At 66.6% G+C, this 15,777-nt stretch carries 15 protein-coding genes; 7 read left to right on the top strand and 8 right to left on the bottom strand.

Translation table 11 applies throughout. The features are described from left to right. Window positions 1-156 precede the first annotated feature (156 nt). Entirely contained in the window at window positions 157-651 is a 495-nt protein-coding gene (gene moaC, locus U5817_RS16385) for a cyclic pyranopterin monophosphate synthase MoaC (protein WP_407278077.1), read from the bottom strand. Window positions 652-730: 79 nt separating this feature from the next. On the opposite strand from moaC, the gene U5817_RS16380 reads away from it, so the two are divergent. Then, the gene (locus U5817_RS16380) at window positions 731-2,179 is read left to right on the top strand and encodes a M48 family metalloprotease (protein ID WP_407278076.1); all 1,449 of its coding nucleotides are present in this window, start codon (window positions 731-733) and stop codon (window positions 2,177-2,179) included. Window positions 2,180-2,646: 467 nt separating this feature from the next. Then, complete coding sequence (locus tag U5817_RS16375; protein WP_018990453.1) at window positions 2,647-2,877, top strand: sulfurtransferase TusA family protein; 231 nt, start codon at window positions 2,647-2,649, stop codon at window positions 2,875-2,877. Between the two features lie 92 nt (window positions 2,878-2,969). On the opposite strand, the gene U5817_RS16370 is transcribed toward U5817_RS16375, so the two are convergent. The 4 genes from U5817_RS16370 to U5817_RS16355 all read right to left on the bottom strand — a co-directional run bounded on the left by U5817_RS16370 (window position 2,970) and on the right by U5817_RS16355 (window position 8,578). Then, window positions 2,970-5,816, bottom strand: a complete 2,847-nt coding sequence (locus tag U5817_RS16370) for a valine--tRNA ligase (protein ID WP_407278075.1) — start codon at window positions 5,814-5,816, stop codon at window positions 2,970-2,972. Between the two features lie 328 nt (window positions 5,817-6,144). Then, window positions 6,145-6,624: a hypothetical protein gene (locus U5817_RS16365; RefSeq protein ID WP_169126973.1), complete on the bottom strand. Its 480-nt coding sequence runs from the start codon at window positions 6,622-6,624 to the stop codon at window positions 6,145-6,147. Continuing rightward, on the bottom strand, window positions 6,621-7,061 hold the full coding sequence (locus tag U5817_RS16360; RefSeq protein ID WP_407278074.1) for a DNA polymerase III subunit chi: 441 nt from the start codon (window positions 7,059-7,061) through the stop codon (window positions 6,621-6,623). The genes U5817_RS16365 and U5817_RS16360 overlap by 4 nt, the downstream gene beginning before the upstream one ends. A 17-nt stretch (window positions 7,062-7,078) precedes the next feature. Beyond that, window positions 7,079-8,578 carry a leucyl aminopeptidase gene (locus U5817_RS16355; protein ID WP_407278073.1) on the bottom strand — a complete coding sequence of 500 codons (1,500 nt, stop codon included), beginning with the start codon at window positions 8,576-8,578 and terminating at the stop codon, window positions 7,079-7,081. 108 nt (window positions 8,579-8,686) lie between these two features. Here U5817_RS16355 and lptF point away from each other — a divergent pair, with 108 nt between their 5' ends. Both lptF and lptG read left to right on the top strand, forming a co-directional pair. Next, the gene (lptF, locus tag U5817_RS16350; protein WP_169126967.1) at window positions 8,687-9,766 is read left to right on the top strand and encodes an LPS export ABC transporter permease LptF; all 1,080 of its coding nucleotides are present in this window, start codon (window positions 8,687-8,689) and stop codon (window positions 9,764-9,766) included. After that, window positions 9,763-10,842, top strand: coding sequence for an LPS export ABC transporter permease LptG (gene lptG / locus U5817_RS16345; RefSeq protein WP_169126966.1), 1,080 nt, complete (start codon window positions 9,763-9,765; stop codon window positions 10,840-10,842). Before lptF ends, lptG begins: the two co-directional genes overlap by 4 nt. Window positions 10,843-10,920: 78 nt before the next feature. Here the strand turns inward: lptG and U5817_RS16340 are convergent, their stop codons facing one another. Beyond that, entirely contained in the window at window positions 10,921-11,160 is a 240-nt protein-coding gene (locus U5817_RS16340; RefSeq protein ID WP_169126964.1) for a hypothetical protein, read from the bottom strand. A gap of 173 nt (window positions 11,161-11,333) precedes the next feature. Between U5817_RS16340 and U5817_RS16335 the strand changes: the two genes are divergently transcribed. Continuing rightward, window positions 11,334-11,771, top strand: a complete 438-nt coding sequence (locus U5817_RS16335) for an RrF2 family transcriptional regulator (protein ID WP_407278072.1) — start codon at window positions 11,334-11,336, stop codon at window positions 11,769-11,771. Window positions 11,772-11,830: 59 nt separating this feature from the next. Here the strand turns inward: U5817_RS16335 and U5817_RS16330 are convergent, their stop codons facing one another. Then, complete coding sequence (locus tag U5817_RS16330; protein WP_407281085.1) at window positions 11,831-12,994, bottom strand: MFS transporter; 1,164 nt, start codon at window positions 12,992-12,994, stop codon at window positions 11,831-11,833. Between the two features lie 196 nt (window positions 12,995-13,190). Between U5817_RS16330 and U5817_RS16325 the strand changes: the two genes are divergently transcribed. Beyond that, entirely contained in the window at window positions 13,191-14,090 is a 900-nt protein-coding gene (locus tag U5817_RS16325; protein WP_169126956.1) for a LysR substrate-binding domain-containing protein, read from the top strand. A 24-nt stretch (window positions 14,091-14,114) separates the two neighbouring features. Here the strand turns inward: U5817_RS16325 and U5817_RS16320 are convergent, their stop codons facing one another. Continuing rightward, a complete protein-coding gene (locus tag U5817_RS16320) occupies window positions 14,115-14,915 on the bottom strand; it encodes an ABC transporter substrate-binding protein (RefSeq protein WP_169126954.1) in 801 nt (266 codons plus the stop codon). A 212-nt stretch (window positions 14,916-15,127) separates the two neighbouring features. Between U5817_RS16320 and U5817_RS16315 the strand changes: the two genes are divergently transcribed. Next, complete coding sequence (locus U5817_RS16315; protein WP_407278071.1) at window positions 15,128-15,772, top strand: RluA family pseudouridine synthase; 645 nt, start codon at window positions 15,128-15,130, stop codon at window positions 15,770-15,772. Window positions 15,773-15,777: the final 5 nt, after the last annotated feature.

Genomic DNA, 15,777 nt, shown 5'->3' with positions numbered 1-15,777 from the left:
GATCTTGTAACGTGGCTCAGGACGGGGCGGCGTAAGCCGCCCCGTTTTTTTTAAGTGCAAGTGTGTGGAAACGCTTAAGGCGCGGCAGCCAAGGGAGCGCTTCGGCTGCGGGGGGGCGACCGGCGCTAAACGGCTAGTGCTGGAGGTTGGGTAGGGTTATTGCCCCGCGACCCAGTGCCCCGACTTCCCGCCGAGCTTCTCCATCAGCTGGATGCCATCCATGCGCATGCCGCGGTCGACGGCTTTACACATATCGTAGATGGTGAGCAGGGCCACGTTCACGGCCGTCAGTGCTTCCATCTCCACGCCGGTCCGGCCGACCGTTTCGGCGGTGACGCTGCAATCGATGCGGCTTTGCGCCTCGTCCAGTGCGAATTCGACGGCGACGCGGGTGAGCGGGATCGGGTGGCACAGGGGGATCAGGTCGCTGGTCCGCTTCGATGCCTGGATCGCCGCGATGCGCGCGATGCCGATGACGTCGCCCTTTTTCGCATTGCCGGACTTGACCATCGCAAAGGTCTCGGGCTTCATGCTGATCGAGCCGCGGGCGACGGCAACGCGGCGGGTTTCGCTCTTGTCTCCGACATCGACCATGTGGGCCTGGCCCTGGGCGTCGAAGTGGGTGAGGGCGGAAGCTTTCTGCTCGGTCATGGCTCGGTGTGCGCGGTCTCGTACAGAGGGATACATTCCGCGCTGAACGGTTGGTGGTGGGCCGGTATCATAGCACCCGATGATCAGACGAATTCTTATCCTGCTGATGTGCGCCGCCCTCGTGCCGCCGGTGAATGCGGCCGGTTTGCCGGATCTCGGCGACGTGGGCGCCTCGGAACTTTCGCCGCTTGCGGAACGCAAGCTCGGCGAGTCGATCATGCGCGAGATCCGTTGGCGCGAGGCGAGCTATCTCGACGATCCCGAGGTTGAGGATTACATCAACCGCATGGGACGTCGACTCGTTGCGGCGAGTTCGGCACCCGAGCTTGAGTTCGAGTTCTTCGTCGTGCGCGACGGCACGCTGAACGCCTTCGCGATGCCGGGCGGCTTCATCGGTGTGCATACGGGGCTGATCGTCACGGCGGAGTCCGAGTCCGAACTGGCCTCGGTGCTCGGGCACGAGGTTGCCCACGTCACGCAGCGGCACATCGCGCAGATGTTCGGCAAGCAGAGCCAGACCAGCATGGTCATGCTGGCCTCCATGCTGGTGGCGGTGCTCGCGGCGCGCGGCGACGGGCAGCTCAGCCAGGCGGCCATCGCCGCAGGGCAGGCAGGGGCGCTGCAGGCGCAGCTCGGCTATACGCGGGATTTCGAGCGCGAGGCCGATCGGCTGGGCCTGCAATCGCTCGAAGGGGCCGGCTTCGACGTGCGCGGCATGCCCAGCTTCTTCGAGCGGCTGCAGCGTTCGAGCCGCTTGTACGAGAACAATGCGCCGAGCTACCTGCGCACGCACCCGCTTACCCAGGAGCGGATCTCCGACATGGGGAACCGCGTGGCGCAACTCCGTTACCGACAGGTTCCCGATTCGCCCGAGTTCGGTTTCGTGCGCGCGAAGCTGCGCGTTGGAGCGATGCCGCCGATCGATGCCGTGCGCGAATTCGAGGCGCAAATCGCGAAGAACGGCAGCGATGTCGCACAGCGGTACGGTTATGCGCGCGCGCTGCTTGCGGCGGGCCGTCTCGACGAGGCCGGCAAGCAGGTCGAGGCGCTGAGGCGCGAGGCGCCTCCGTCGTCCTTCGTCGACATGCTGGCAGCGGAGCTGCGGCTGGCGCAGCGCGATGCCGCCGGTGCGGTGCAGATCCTCGAAGCGGCGCAGAAACGCTTCCCCGAGAGCCAGGCGCTGCGGTACGCGCTGATGGATGCCATGCTCCAGGCGGGGCGCGCACGTGATGCCGGTGCAATGGCACGGACAGCAGTCCAGAATCGCAAGGAGGATCCGCGCTTGTGGGCCTTCCTGGCCCGTTCGGAGGCCGAGCAGGGGCGTCGTGCGGCACAGCATCGCGCACAGGCCGAAGTGTATGTACTGCGTGGGGCTGTGCCGGCTGCGATCGAGCAGCTTGAGCTCGCGCGCCGGGCCGGAGACGGCAATTTTTACGAACTTTCCGCGGTCGATGCGCGCCTGCGCGAACTCAAGGAACAGGAACGCGAACGCCGCCGCGAGGAGCGCAAGAACGGCCGTTCGGAGTGATATCCATGGGGTTCCGTTGCCTGGGCAATTGCATGAAACCGCGTAGGGCGGGAGTTGTGCAGCGGATCCTGCGAGTCCCGTGGTCGAAGGCGGCCCAAGGGCCGCATGGCGGGATACGCCTTCGGCTCCTCCCGCCCTACGTTCCGTGCCTGCGCCAGGCGTGTCGGAACGCTGTGCCCTCGTAGGGCGGGAGCAGCGCAGCGTATCCCGCCACGCAGCGTTCGGGTCGTCTCCTGCGCTTCGATTGGCAGTGCACTTGCCAAACTCGGCTTTCGGCTTTACCGCCCGACATCCCACGGCGCTTGACCCGGATAACAGTATCGACGAATCGGTGCTTCCATGAGCGTTTGCGCAAGCGATCCGACGAAATGCGCATTCATGCGACTGCGCCAGTTCCGTTGCAGGCCGTCGGCGACGATATGGCCTTGGGGTAGAATTGCGGTAACTGTCAGTGAGGGTTACGCGTAATGGAGTTTCAAAAGGAAGTCGATGCGCGCGGGCTGACTTGCCCGTTGCCGATTCTGCGGGCCAAGAAGGCGCTCGCCGAGATGAGCGCCGGTCAGGTGCTGCGGGTGCTGGCCACCGATCCCGGTTCGGTGAAGGATTTTCAGGCGTTTGCGCGGCAGACCGGGAACGATCTGCTGCAGCAGGGCGAAACGGCCGACAAGGCGTTCGAGTTCTATCTGAAGCGCAAGTAGGAGCCTGATCGTTCCGGCCGGTTCGGGCTTGGGACAAGAGAAAGGGGCCGCCCGAACGCCGGGCGGCCCCTTCCTTTTTGGCGCGATGTCGCTTAGCTGCGATCGAGCTTTTCGAGCTGCGGGCGCAGTTTTTCCAGCGTCGCGACGAAGGCGTCGAGGCGATCGCGTTCCTGCTGCACGACGGCGGCGGGAGCGCGTTCGACGAAGCTGGCGTTGCCGAGCTTGCCTTGGGCCTTGCCGATCTCGCCTTCGAGACGGGCGATCTCCTTTGCGACGCGCTCGCGCTCGGCCGCGATGTCGATCTCAACGCGCAGCATCAGCTTGAAGGCACCGGACACCGACACCGGGGCGAGTTCGTCGGCGCCGATGTCAGCGACGATCTCGACGCCCGAGAGGCGCGCGAGGCCGGCGAGGTAGGGGGCGTAGACGTTCAGTGCGGCGGCGTCGCCTGCCGCGACCAGCGGCATGCGCTGGGCGGGCGAGATGCCCATTTCGCTGCGCAGGTTGCGGCAGGTGCCGACGATGGCCTTGAGCTCCGCGATCTTCGCTTCGGCAGCTTCATCGATGCGGCCGAGGTCGGCTTCGGGGTAGCGGGCGAGCATGACGCTGTCGGCGTCCTTGCGGCCGGCGAGTGGTGCGACGGTCTGCCACAGCTCTTCGGTAATGAAGGGGATCAGCGGGTGGGCGAGGCGCAGCACGGTCTCGAGCACGCGCAGCAGGGTGCGGCGGGTGGCGCGCTGTTGGGCTTCGCTGCCGTTCTGAATCTGCACCTTGGCGAGTTCCAGGTACCAGTCGCAATACTCGTCCCACACGAACTCGTACACGGCCTTGGCGACGAGGTCGAAGCGGTAGTCCTCGAAGTGCTGCGCGATGTCGGCTTCGGTGCGCTGCACGCGGGAGACGATCCAGCGGTCGGCAAAGGAGAAGTCGAGCTTCTCGGCGTTGCACGCGGGGCTGCCGGCCGTGGCGTCGATGCCGCAGTCGTGGCCTTCGCAGTTCATCAGCACGAAGCGGGTGGCGTTCCACAGCTTGTTGCAGAAGTTGCGGTAGCCTTCGCAGCGCGACAGGTCGAACTTGATGTCGCGGCCCGGCGTGGCGAGCGAGGCGAAGGTGAAGCGCAGCGCGTCCGTGCCGAAGGCGGCGATGCCTTCCGGGAATTCCTTGCGCGTCTTCTTCTCGATGCTCTGCGCCTGCTTCGGGTTCATCAGGCCGAAGGTGCGCTTCTTGACCAGATCCTCGACGGAGATGCCGTCGATGAGGTCGATCGGGTCGAGCACGTTGCCTTTCGACTTCGACATCTTCTGGCCTTCGGCGTCGCGGATCAGGCCGTGCACGTAGACGTCGCGGAACGGGATCTTGCCCGTGATGTGCTTGGTCATCATGACCATGCGGGCGACCCAGAAGAAGATGATGTCGAAGCCGGTGACGAGGACCGACGACGGTAGGTAGAGGTCGAGCGCGTCGTTCGACTTCGCCGGCCACTCTGGTGTCCAGTCGAGGGTCGAGAAGGGCCACAGCGCGGACGAATACCAGGTGTCGAGGACGTCCTCGTCGCGGCGCAGCTTGCCGGTGTAGCCGTCCTTCGCCGCGAGCGCCTTGGCTTCGTCTTCAGAATGCGCGACCCACACGCGGGCGTCGCCTTCGACGTCGGCGTACCAGGCCGGGATCTGGTGACCCCACCATAGCTGGCGCGAGATGCACCAGTCCTGGATGTTGTTGAGCCACTGGTTGTAGGTGTTGACCCAGTTCTCGGGGTAGAAGCGGATCTCGCCCGAGGAGACGCATTCGAGCGCCTTTTCGGTGATGCTCTTGCCGTCCGCGCCGGGTTTCGACATCGCGACGAACCACTGGTCGGTGAGCATCGGCTCGATGACGGCGCTGGTGCGGTCGCCGCGCGGGACCATGAGCTTGTGCGGTTTGACCGCGGCGAGGAGGCCGAGGGCTTCGAGGTCCTGCGCGATCTGCTCGCGCGCGACGAAGCGGTCGAGGCCGCGGTATTTTTCGGGGGCCTCGTCGCTGACGTGGGCGTCGAGCCGCAGGATGCTGATCATCGGCAGCTTGTGGCGCAGGCCGACGGCGTAGTCGTTGAAGTCGTGCGCGGGCGTGACCTTGACGCAGCCGGTGCCGAATTCGCGGTCGACGTATTCGTCGGCGATGATCGGGATCTCGCGGTCGCACAGCGGCAGCGTGACGGTCTTGCCGATCAGGTGCGCGTAGCGCTCGTCCTCGGGGTGCACCATCACGGCGACGTCGCCGAGCATGGTCTCGGGACGGGTGGTCGCGACGGTGAGGCCGGGCAGGCCTTCGATCGGGCCGTCAGAGAAGGGGTAGGTGATGTGCCACAGGAAGCCGTCTTCCTCTTCGGACACCACTTCGAGGTCGGACACCGCGGTGCCGAGCTTGGGGTCCCAGTTGACGAGACGCTTGCCGCGGTAGATCAGGCCTTCGTTGTACAGGCGGACGAAGGTCTCGGTGACGATCTTCGACAGGCCGGCGTCCATCGTGAAGCGCTCGCGCTTCCAGTCGGGCGAGGTGCCCATGCGGCGCATCTGGCGGGTGATGGTGCCGCCGGAGTATTCCTTCCACTCCCACACCTTCTCGAGGAACTTCTCGCGGCCGAGGTCGTGGCGCGAGACGCCCTTGGCGTCGAGCTGGCGTTCGACGACGATCTGCGTCGCGATGCCGGCGTGGTCGGTGCCCGGCTGCCACAGCGTGTTGAAGCCGCGCATGCGGTGGTAGCGGGTGAGCGCATCCATGATGGTCTGGTTGAAGCCGTGACCCATGTGCAGCGTGCCGGTTACGTTGGGCGGCGGCAGCAGGATGCAGAAGGCGTCGGGGTTGGACTTGTCCAGTCCGGCGTCGAAGTGACCGCGCGATTCCCATTCCGGATACCAGCGGGCTTCGATGTCCGCGGGCTCAAAACTCTTGGCCAGTTCCATGGTGTGCTCTGGGGCTGAAGGCAAAGGGCGGATTATAGCGGATGGAGGCCGCCTGCCTTCCCGCCGGGGTGTTTGCGGTCAGGTAATCGCACGAACCCTCGCTCTGTGTCGCGCGCGATGAATTTTTCTCCGTCCGTACGAAGATCCCCGCCGTCCCCGGCGCGCGGGCGTTTCCCTGTGGGAGCGGCTTCAGCCGCGAATAGGCCGTGTGATGTGCACTACCGCCCTTTCGCGGCTGAAGCCGCTCCCACAGCGGAATATCCGTCCTTTCGAGGCTGAAACTCCCACACGAAGCCGTTCGTGCGATTGCCGCAAGCGTTTGCGGCGCTCAGGACTGATCCGGGGGGAGAACGTCGGTGTTCTTCTCGAGGTGGCGGGAGATGTGCGCGGACAGCTCCGGCAGCAGGGTGGCGCGCAGGTGGGCGAGGGCCTGTTCGCGGATGCTGGTGCCGATGCGGTCGAGTTCGCGTGCGACGATCTGCGGCAGTTCGGCGTGGAACCAGGCTTCGACGGCGCGCGACACCTCGGTGTCGAGGCTGATGAGCTGTTCCGCGAGTTCGCTGGCGGAGCGTTTCGGTTGCGGCGGACGGGGCGAACTCAGTTCGGCGGGCAGGTCTTCCGGGGCGACCACTTCGGTCAGGACGGGAATGTCCTCGTCGTCCAGTGAGACTACTTCCTCCGGGGCGGGCGGCTGCGGCTCCGGGACGCGGTGCCGCTTGAGCAGGGCGTCGGCCTTGCCGAGGAGGAGGTCGGCGGCCTTGAGGTCGTCGTCCGGTTCGAGGCGTGGTGGTAGGGGCCAGGTGCTCACAGTGCCTCCCTGCGGATCGCGTCGAAGGCCTGCAGGGGCAGGTCCTGTTGCTTGTAGTGCATCCAGCGTGCCCGTGCGGGGAGCTTCTGCGCTTCGCCCTGGCCGATGATCTCGATCACCATGCGGAAGCGTTCGTGGCCCGGCGGGATGTCGTCGGCGAGGTTGAAGAGGATCTCGCTGTGCGGCCATTCGTTCGGCGCTTCCGCATGGCCGATGACGACCGGCGTTTCGCCCGCGAGCGGCGAGCCGGCCATCACGTGCGGCACGAAGGACTGCTGCTCGAAGCTCCACAGCAGCTGGTCGAGTTGGCGGGCGGACGCCGCATCGCGGGTGCGCAACGCGACCTTGCGGCCGCTGCCGTAGGCCCGCGCGGCGAGTTCGCAGGCGAGCGCCAGCGGGTTCTCGGCGTTGTGGTAGAACTGCACCCGCGGTGCCATCGCGACCGTTCCCCGGTTCAGGCCGCTGCGCCCAGGCTGCGCGCGATCAGGAACTCGGCGAGCAGCGGCACGGGGCGGCCCGTTGCACCCTTGGCGTCGCCCGACAGCCAGGCGGTGCCGGCGATGTCGAGGTGCGCCCATTTGTACGCCTTGGTGAAGCGCGCGAGGAAGCAGGCCGCGGTGATGGTGCCGCCGTAGCGCCCGCCGATGTTGGCCATGTCGGCGAAATTGCTCTTCAGCAGCTCCTGGTATTCGTCCCACAGGGGCAGCTGCCACACGCGGTCGCCGGAAACGTTGCCGCAGTCAGTGAGTTCGCGCGCAAGGTCGTCGTCGTTGGCGAGCAGGCCGCTGGGAATCTTGCCCAAGGCGACGACGCAGGCGCCGGTCAGGGTGGCGATGTCGACGACGCAGGCAGGCTTGAAGCGCTCGGCATAGGTGAGCGCGTCACACAGGATGAGGCGGCCTTCGGCGTCGGTGTTGAGGATCTCGATGGTCTGGCCGCTCATCGAGGTGACGACGTCGCCGGGCTTGGTCGCGCCGCCGCCGGGCATGTTCTCGGTGGTCGGGACGATGCCGACGACGTTGATCGGCAGCGCCATGCGCGCTAGCGCCTTGAAGGTGCCCAGCACGCTCGCGGCGCCGCACATGTCGAACTTCATCTCGTCCATTTCGGCGCCGGGCTTGAGCGAGATGCCGCCGGTGTCGAAGGTGATGCCCTTGCCGACGAGCACGACGGGCTTGTCCTTGGCCTTGCCGCCCTTGTAGTGCAGGACGATGAACTTGGGCGGCTGGTGCGAGCCGCGTGCGACGGACAGCATGGAACCCATGCCGAGCTTTTCCATGTCCTCGCGTTCGAGCACCTCGACCTTGAGCTTGAACTGCTTGCCGAGCTCGACCGCGGTTTCGGCGAGGTGGGTCGGCGTGCAGAAGTTGCCCGGCAGGTTGCCGAGGTCCTTCGCCAGCGCCATGCCTTCGGCGATGGCCTGGCCGCGCTTGACCGCGGTTTCCAGGGCGGCGGAGACCTTGCTGCCGGTTGCGAGCACGACCTTGCGGGCGCCGCGCGGCTTGTCGTCCTTCTTTTTCGATTTTGTGGCTTCGTAACGGTAGCTGGCGTCAGCGAGCATGCGGGCGAGTTGCTGCAGCGCCCATTCGATGTCGCGTCCCGGAGGGGCGACGTCGGCGAGGCAGACCGCGGCGTCGTGGGCGGGCGAGGCGGCGAGGGTCTTGGCGACGGCGCCGACGGCGTCGCGCCAGGCGCGATCGGCGAGTTCGTCCTGCTTGCCGAGGCTGACGACGAGCACGCGCTCGGCGGCGCAGCCCGGTAGCTCATGCAGCGCGAGCAGCGCGCCGGCTTTTTCGTCGAGGTCGCCGCGGGCGATCAGGGCGGCGAGCTTGCCTTTGGCCGCCTTGTCGAGGGCAGCTGCTGCGTCGGTGAGCGTGCCGCCGGCAAACGCTCCGACGACCAGGCAGCCGGTCTTGAGCTTTTCCGGGGCTCCGGTCTTTATGGTAAATTCCATGCCCTGTTCCTTTATAAGACGCGTCGTTCGGATTGCCGCCGATTATGGCCCGTTCGCGGCAAACGCGTCAAAAACCCCGCACTCCAACGAGATCCAGGCTTTCGCGCGATGATTTTCAGCCGCGCCCTCCGGCGTGAATTCTCCCAGTCGGCAGCCGGTGTGTTCGTCGCCCTGTTTGCGATCGTCATCACCGTGGTGCTGGTGCGCCTGCTCGGCCAGGCGGCCGGCGGCCGCGTACCCCCGGACGCAGTGCTGGCGCTGATCGGTTTCGGCGCCCTGACCGAATTGCCCATCGTGCTGTCGCTGACCGTGTTCATTTCGGTGCTGATGCCGCTGTCGCGCTCTTACCGCGATTCGGAGATGGTCGTGTGGTTCGCCTCCGGCGTGCCGCTGACGGGCTTCATCCGACCGGTGCTGCGCTTCGCGCTGCCGATGGTCGTCGCGATCGCCGCGGCGACGCTGTTCCTGTCGCCGTGGGCGCATACGAAGAACGCGGAGTTCCAGGCACGGCTCGACTCGCGCGACGACGCGTCGCGCGTTGCGCCCGGGGTGTTCCGCGAGTCGGCTTCCACCCAGCGTGTGTTTTTCGTCGAGATGGGAGCGGGCGAGAACGGCAAGGTGCGCAACGTGTTCGTCAGCTCGGAGCAGAACGGGCGCCTGAGCGTCATCGTCTCGGCCGAGGGGTCCCTGCACACCGATGCGAACGGCGACCGCTTCGTCGTGCTCGAGAAGGGGCGGCGCTACGAGGGCGAGCCCGGGACGCCCCAGTATCGCGTGATGGAGTTCGAGCGTTACTCGGTCCTGATCGAGGAACGCAAGGTGGCGAGCCAGTCCTCGCGCACCCGCGTGATCCCGACGCTGGAGCTGCTGCAGTCGCCGACGGACCGTAACCTGGGTGAGCTGCTCGGGCGCATCGGGGTGCCCGTTGCCGCGCTGCTGCTGGCGCTGATGGCGATACCGCTGTCCTTCGTGAATCCGCGCGCCGGGCGGGCGAACAACCTGCTTTTCGCGATTCTGACGTATCTCGTGTATAGCAATGCGATCAGCATCTTCCAGTCCTGGGTCGGCCAGGGGCGGCTGCGTTTCGAACTCGCCGTGTGGTTGCCGCACGTCGTCGTGCTCGCGGTGCTCGCGCTGATGTTCTACCGGCGCCTGGCGGTGTCGCCGTTCTGGAGGGCGCGCGCATGATGAAGGTGCTGACGCGCTACCTCGCACGCGAGGTCGTGGGGGCGACCTTCACGGTGCTGCTCGCCTTCCTCGGCCTGTTCGCGTTCTTCGACTTCCTCAACGAACTCGATTCGGTCGGCAAGGGCGGGTACGAGCTGCATCATGCGCTGCTGTACGTGGCGATGATCCTGCCTGGCCGGGTGTATGAGCTGCTGCCGATCGCAGTCCTGATCGGGACCCTGTATTCGCTCACGACGCTCGCGCGGCATTCGGAGATCACCGTGATGCGCGCGTCGGGGATGTCGACGCTGAAGATGTTGCGCGTGCTCGCGGCGATCGGTTCGATCTTCGTCGTGGCGACCTTCGTCTTCGGCGAATACATCGCGCCGCCGGCCGAGCGGGCAGCGCAGCAGTGGCGCCTGACCGCGACCAATTCGACGGTTTCGAGTCAGTTGAAGTCGGGCCTGTGGGTGAAGGATGGCCCGCGTTTCGTTAACGTGCGGACCATGCAGCCCGACCGCAGCATGGAGAAGGTGCGGATCTTCGAATTCGACGAGCGTCACGTGCTGGTTTCGGTGACCGACGCGGCCACGGGGCGATACTCCGCCGACGAGAACAGCTGGCGCCTGAACGGCATCCGGCAGACGCGCTTCCTCGGCGATCGCACCGAGGTCGTGGACCTGCCGGAAATGGACTGGAAATCCGAGCTGACACCCGAGGTTTTGAGCGTGCTCATGGTGCTGCCGGAGCGGATGTCGGTGGCGACGCTGGTGGCTTACGTGAATCACTTGCGCGAGAACCAGCAGAACTCGGACCGCTACGAGATCGCGCTGTGGAAGAAGCTGATCTATCCGTTTGCCGTGCTGGTGATGATGGCGCTGGCGCTGCCTTTCGCGATGACCCACGACCGCATGGGCGGGGTGAGCGTGAAGGTCTTCCTCGGCGTGATGCTGGGGGTGGGCTTCCACCTTCTGAACGGGCTGTTCTCCAACCTCGGCGTGATCAACAGCTGGCCTCCGGTCCTCGCGGCGTCGACGCCGAGCCTGATGTTCCTGCTGGCAGCCGCCGGGCTGCTGTTCTGGGTCGAGCGGCGCTGAGGCCTGTCCCGGGGGGGCCGCTTGGTGGCGCCCTTCGACCTATGTTCGTGAGGGGCGGCGCCGAAGCGGCAAGCCGGTTCAACCGGCCGACATGTTGCCGAGCGCGTGGTGCGATGCGAGGCGCACGACGTATCCGATCTTGAAGAAGGCCGCGGAGATGGGCAGCACGAGGTGCCCCGTGATCTGCATCCCCATGCCGAATCGTTCCGCAAAGGGATAGGCGACGAGGGTGGCGGCGATCATGCCGATCACGGAAAGGACCATCGTTGCGCGTCCGAGCGCAAGGGTGTGGCGGGGGTTGAGACGGTCAGGGCGCATCGCTGTTCCTCCTGGGGCAAGAAATGGCGTGCGGCAGGCGGACGGGACCGGGTGCCGGCTTTAAGAGGAATATAAAATGACTCTTTAAAAAGAGTCAACAAATATGAATCTTTTGTCCCCGTTGCGTATAATGACTTTCATCGCCTGGCCCGATGGCCGCAGCAGGAACGCTCATGCATCTGACCCAGCACACCGATTACGCCCTGCGCGTGTTGATCTACCTCGCGGTGAACGCGGATCGTCTCGTCACGATCGCTGAGGTGTCCGAGCGCTTCGACATCTCGCGCAGCCACTTGATGAAGATCGCGAACCATCTCGTGCGGGACGGGTTCGTCGAAGGTTTGCGGGGCAAGGGCGGCGGCTTGCGGCTTGCCCGTACGCCCGAGGCCATCAATATCGGGGCGGTGGTGCGCAGCATGGAGCGCGGCATGGCGCTCGTCGAATGCTTCGGGAGCGGCAGCCAGTGCCTGCTGACGCCGGATTGCAGGCTGAAGGGGGTGCTGGGTCGTGCGCTGGAGGCCTTCATGCAGACCCTGGACGGGGTGTCGCTGGCGGAGCTGGTCGATGAGCCCCAGCGCGAGATCCTTCACATCCTGCGGCGTAGCGCCTGAGGGATGTGGAGCGTCGGAATATGTTCCCGGCTCTTCCCGAATATATCGTTTCCGGCGGGTCAGGCGGCCGGGGTGAGGGCGGGCGGTTGCGCCATGGGCTGTAGCGTGCGCAGTTGCCAGGCGCACAGCAGGCCCAGGGCGACGCACAGGGTGAGGGCGGCGGTGACGCCGGTCCATGCGGCGTATTCCCATGCGAGGCCGGAGAGGGTGCCGATGAGGCTGGCGCCGAGGTAGTAGCTGCACAGATAGAGCGCCGTTGCGAGGGCGCGCCGCTCGCCCGACCGGCGTGCGACCCAGCCGCTCGCCGTGGTGTGGGCGCCGAAGTACCCGAAGGTGAAGACGGCGACGCCGGCGATGATGGCCGCGAGGTGGTCGAAAAGGGTGATCGCGAGGCCCGTGCCGCAGAAGACGATCATGATCCACAGCAGGGCGCGGCGGCCGATGCGGTCGACCAGGCGCCCCGTCCATGCCGACGACAGCGTCCCGACCACGTACAGCAGGAAGACGGCGCCGATGGCGGTCTGACCCAGGGAGAAGGGCGCGGCGTGGAGGCGGAAACCGAGGTAGTTGTAGACACTGGTGAAGACGCCCATCATCAGGAAGGCGATCGCGAAGAGGCGCCGCAGCCCGGCGTCCGCAATCAGCGCGGTGATGTCGCCGAGCACCCGTGCAGGGAGGGCGGCCCGTGCGCGGAAGTGGTGGGACGGCGGCAGGCAGCGCCAGAAGACCAGGGTTGCGACGAGCCCGAGCACGCCGAGTGCTGCCGCGGCGATGCGCCATGAGCTCATGTCCGTGAGGCCGGCGACGAGGAAGCGCCCGCTCATGCCACCCAGGGCGTTGCCGGCGATGTAGAGGCCCATTGCGCGGCCCTGGGCGCTGGGCGCGATTTCCTCGCCGAGCCAGGCCATCGCCGAGGCCGGCAGGCCGGCGAGGGCCGCTCCCATCAGCATCCGCAGCACGAGGAGCTGGGTGAAATCCGCCGCGAAGGCGGTCGCAAATGCGATTACGGTCGCGAGTGCCAGAGATGCCTTCATCAGGCGCTGTCGGCCGTAGCGGTCGGACAGCACGCTGGCGGGCAGGAGCATCAGCGCCAAAGCGGCGGTGCCGAGCGATACGGACAGGCTGGCGCTTGCCGGTGCGACGCCGAAGTCGGCGGCGAGGCGCGGGAGGATGGGTTGCGTCGCATACAGCAACGCGAAGGTCGCGAACCCGCCGAGGAACATCGCGAGGTTGGCGCGGCGGAAGGCCGGGGAGCCGGCTTCGATCGGGGCGGGGGTGGCGGCGGGGGCTTGCATGGTGGTCGGGTGCGCTTTGCGGAGGCGATGAGGTTGCGTTGCACTGCTCCGGCGAATCCTAGGTTGCGATCAATGCATACGTCCAATATATTTTTAGGTGAAAGATCATCTATGGAATATATGAATGGAGCTGCGCCATCTTCGCTACTTCGTCGCGGTCGCCGAGGAGCTCAACTTCACGCGGGCGGCCGAACGGCTGCACATCGGCCAGCCGCCCTTGTCGATGCAGATCCGCGATCTAGAGGAGGAAATCGGCACGCCGCTGTTCGAGCGCAGCAAGCGTCGTGTCGCGCTGACCGAAGCGGGGCGGCGCTTTTTCGATCATGCGTGCGAGATCCTGGCGCGCTCGCAGGCTGCGACGGAAGACGCCCGTCGCGCAGGGAAGGGGGAGCTGGGCGAGTTGCGGGTCGGGTTCACGTCGTCGCTGCCATTCACGACCATGCTCTCGGACGTGCTGCATACGTATCGGCGCGACTTCCCGCAGGTGAGCCTGTCGCTGCGTGAAATGTTTACGGTGGCGCAGGTGGAGGCACTGCAGCGGGGGGAGATCGATGTGGGCTTCGTGCGCTACCGCGGCCTCGACGTGTCGGCGGGGATCGTCACGCGCGAGATCGGGCGCGACCCCCTGCGGCTCGTCGTCAATGCGGCGCATCCCCTGGCGCACCGTGCCGAGGTTTCGCTCGCCGAGTTTCGCGACGAGGGTTTCATCGCCTATCCGACAGACGTCGGGACCGGCTTGCCGGCGATCGTCGACGAGCTGTGCCGCAAGGCGGGCTTCGCCGCGCGCATCGTACAGCGAGCGCGCGAGGCGACGACGCAGATCGGGCTGGTCGCGTCCGGGCTCGGCGTCGCGGTGCTGCCGGCGCCGCTGGAGTGCGTGCGGCTACCGCGCGTGCGCTATCTCAGGATCGGCGACGAGGGCGCTTACCTTTCGCTGTCGGTCGCGCATGCGGACCGGCCACCCACGCCTGTGCTGGATACCTTTCTCGGCGTGATCGGGCGTATCGCGGCGCAGTCGGTCTGACGGCGCTGCGTCTTGTCGTCGAGCCTACGCGCTTGCCTTGGCCCAATCGGCGAACAGGCGTGCGAGGGCGGGCAGCCCTTCGCGGATCGCGGTCGGGCCCGGCGCGAGGATGATCGCGGACTTGATTTCGTGGATCTGCGCGTTGCGCACGGCGGGCACGTCCTGCCAGCCCGGTCGGGCGACGACCTTTTCGGGCCGGAAGCGTTTGCCGCACCAGGAGCCGATGACGATGTCCGGGGCGCGGCGCGCGGCTTCCAGCGGGTCGGCGAGGCAGCGGTCCTTGGCCGACGGGCGGCTGGCGAGCTCGGCGAAGATGTCTTCGCCGCCGGCGATCCCGATCAGCTCGGACACCCAGCGGATGCCGGAGATTGCCGGTTCGTCCCACTCCTCGAAATAGACGCGCGGACGCCGCGGAAGCCGTGCGGCGGCGGCACGTGTCGCGTCGATCAGCTGCTCCAGTTCGCCGACCAGCGCCCGCGCGCGGGGCTCGGCACCGACGAGGCGGCCGACTGTTTCGATCATCGCGAGGATGTCCTCGACGCTGCGCTGGTTGAAGACATGCACGGCGACGCCGGCCTTGACGAGATCGCGGGCGATGTCGGCCTGCAGGTCGCAGAAGCACAGCACGAGGTCCGGTTTGACGGCGAGGATGCGGTCGAGGTCGCCGGTGCTGAAGGCGAAGACCTTGGGCTTTTCCTTGCGGGCCTGCGGCGGGATGACCGTGTAGCCGGAAATGCCGACGATGCGGTCCTGTTCGCCCAGGGCGTAGAGGACTTCCACGGTTTCGGTGCTGAGGCAGACGATGCGTCGGGGTAGTCGGGGCATGTGTTTTCGATCCGGTGAGAAGGTCGGTATTCTGCCGCCAAAGGCGACGGATGCCTAAGCTGAGTGCGCGCGGGTTTGCCGGCGCGTGGGAATCCTGCTAAAACGCGGCGTCGGGTGACGGTTGACGAGGGGGTTCGGGCCAGGATTCCGTTGCGGTCAGCCGCGCATTTTCTTTTCCTGTTTGCCGCCATTGCTCCGCGCTTCCTGAGATCGTGCCCCACCTCGCTCCTGCCATCGTCTACGCCGACGACGCCATCGTCGTCGCGGACAAGCCGTCCGGTCTCCTGTCGCAGCCTGCGCGTGGCGAGGACCGGCAGGATTGCCTCGAGCTGCGCGTGCAGGCGCAGTACCCGGACGCGCTGCTGGTGCATCGGCTCGACATGGCGACATCGGGACTCATCCTGCTGGCGCGCGGCCCCGAGATGCTGCGACGGATGAATCATGCGTTCGCCCAGCGTACGGTCGGCAAGCGCTACGTCGCCGCGGTGCATGGATTGGTCGCGGGCGACCGGGGGGAAATCGACCTGCCGCTGGCAGCCGATCCGGACAACAATCCGCGCCAGCGGGTCGACCGTGTGGGCGGGCGGCGGGCGCTGACCCGGTATCGGGTCGTCGAGCGCCGTGGCGAGGGCGATGACGCGGTGTCGCGCGTCGAGCTGGAGCCGGTGACGGGACGTACCCACCAGCTGCGCGTGCACCTGATGTCGCTGGGGCATCCGATCCTGGGCGATGTGCTGTATGCACCTCCGCACAGCGCACAGCGCCATGCGCGCCTGCACCTGCATGCTGCGGCGATTGCCTTCATCCACCCGGAGCGGCGCGTCCCGCTCAGCTTCGAGAGCGCCGTGCCGTTCTGAGCGGC

The organism is Aromatoleum evansii, assembly GCF_045689615.1.
Lineage (GTDB): Bacteria > Pseudomonadota > Gammaproteobacteria > Burkholderiales > Rhodocyclaceae > Aromatoleum > Aromatoleum evansii.
Note: the sequence above shows the minus strand (reverse complement) of the source record. Positions and strands in the feature narration are given on the sequence as shown.

Excerpts from the sequence above, each read along its gene's own strand:
- lptG (WP_169126966.1), top strand. The coding sequence starts at position 9,763 with ATGATGAAGGTGCTGACGCGCTACCTCGCACGCGAGGTCGTGGGGGCG.
- U5817_RS16360 (WP_407278074.1), bottom strand. The coding sequence starts at position 7,061 with ATGGCACCGCGGGTGCAGTTCTACCACAACGCCGAGAACCCGCTGGCG.
- U5817_RS16320 (WP_169126954.1), bottom strand. The coding sequence starts at position 14,915 with ATGCCCCGACTACCCCGACGCATCGTCTGCCTCAGCACCGAAACCGTG.
- U5817_RS16330 (WP_407281085.1), bottom strand. The coding sequence starts at position 12,994 with ATGTTCCTCGGCGGGTTCGCGACCTTCGCGTTGCTGTATGCGACGCAA.
- U5817_RS16325 (WP_169126956.1), top strand. The coding sequence starts at position 13,191 with ATGGAGCTGCGCCATCTTCGCTACTTCGTCGCGGTCGCCGAGGAGCTC.
- U5817_RS16370 (WP_407278075.1), bottom strand. The coding sequence starts at position 5,816 with ATGGAACTGGCCAAGAGTTTTGAGCCCGCGGACATCGAAGCCCGCTGG.
- moaC (WP_407278077.1), bottom strand. The coding sequence starts at position 651 with ATGACCGAGCAGAAAGCTTCCGCCCTCACCCACTTCGACGCCCAGGGC.
- U5817_RS16380 (WP_407278076.1), top strand. The coding sequence starts at position 731 with ATGATCAGACGAATTCTTATCCTGCTGATGTGCGCCGCCCTCGTGCCG.
- U5817_RS16335 (WP_407278072.1), top strand. The coding sequence starts at position 11,334 with ATGCATCTGACCCAGCACACCGATTACGCCCTGCGCGTGTTGATCTAC.
- U5817_RS16375 (WP_018990453.1), top strand. The coding sequence starts at position 2,647 with ATGGAGTTTCAAAAGGAAGTCGATGCGCGCGGGCTGACTTGCCCGTTG.
- U5817_RS16355 (WP_407278073.1), bottom strand. The coding sequence starts at position 8,578 with ATGGAATTTACCATAAAGACCGGAGCCCCGGAAAAGCTCAAGACCGGC.
- lptF (WP_169126967.1), top strand. The coding sequence starts at position 8,687 with ATGATTTTCAGCCGCGCCCTCCGGCGTGAATTCTCCCAGTCGGCAGCC.
- U5817_RS16340 (WP_169126964.1), bottom strand. The coding sequence starts at position 11,160 with ATGCGCCCTGACCGTCTCAACCCCCGCCACACCCTTGCGCTCGGACGC.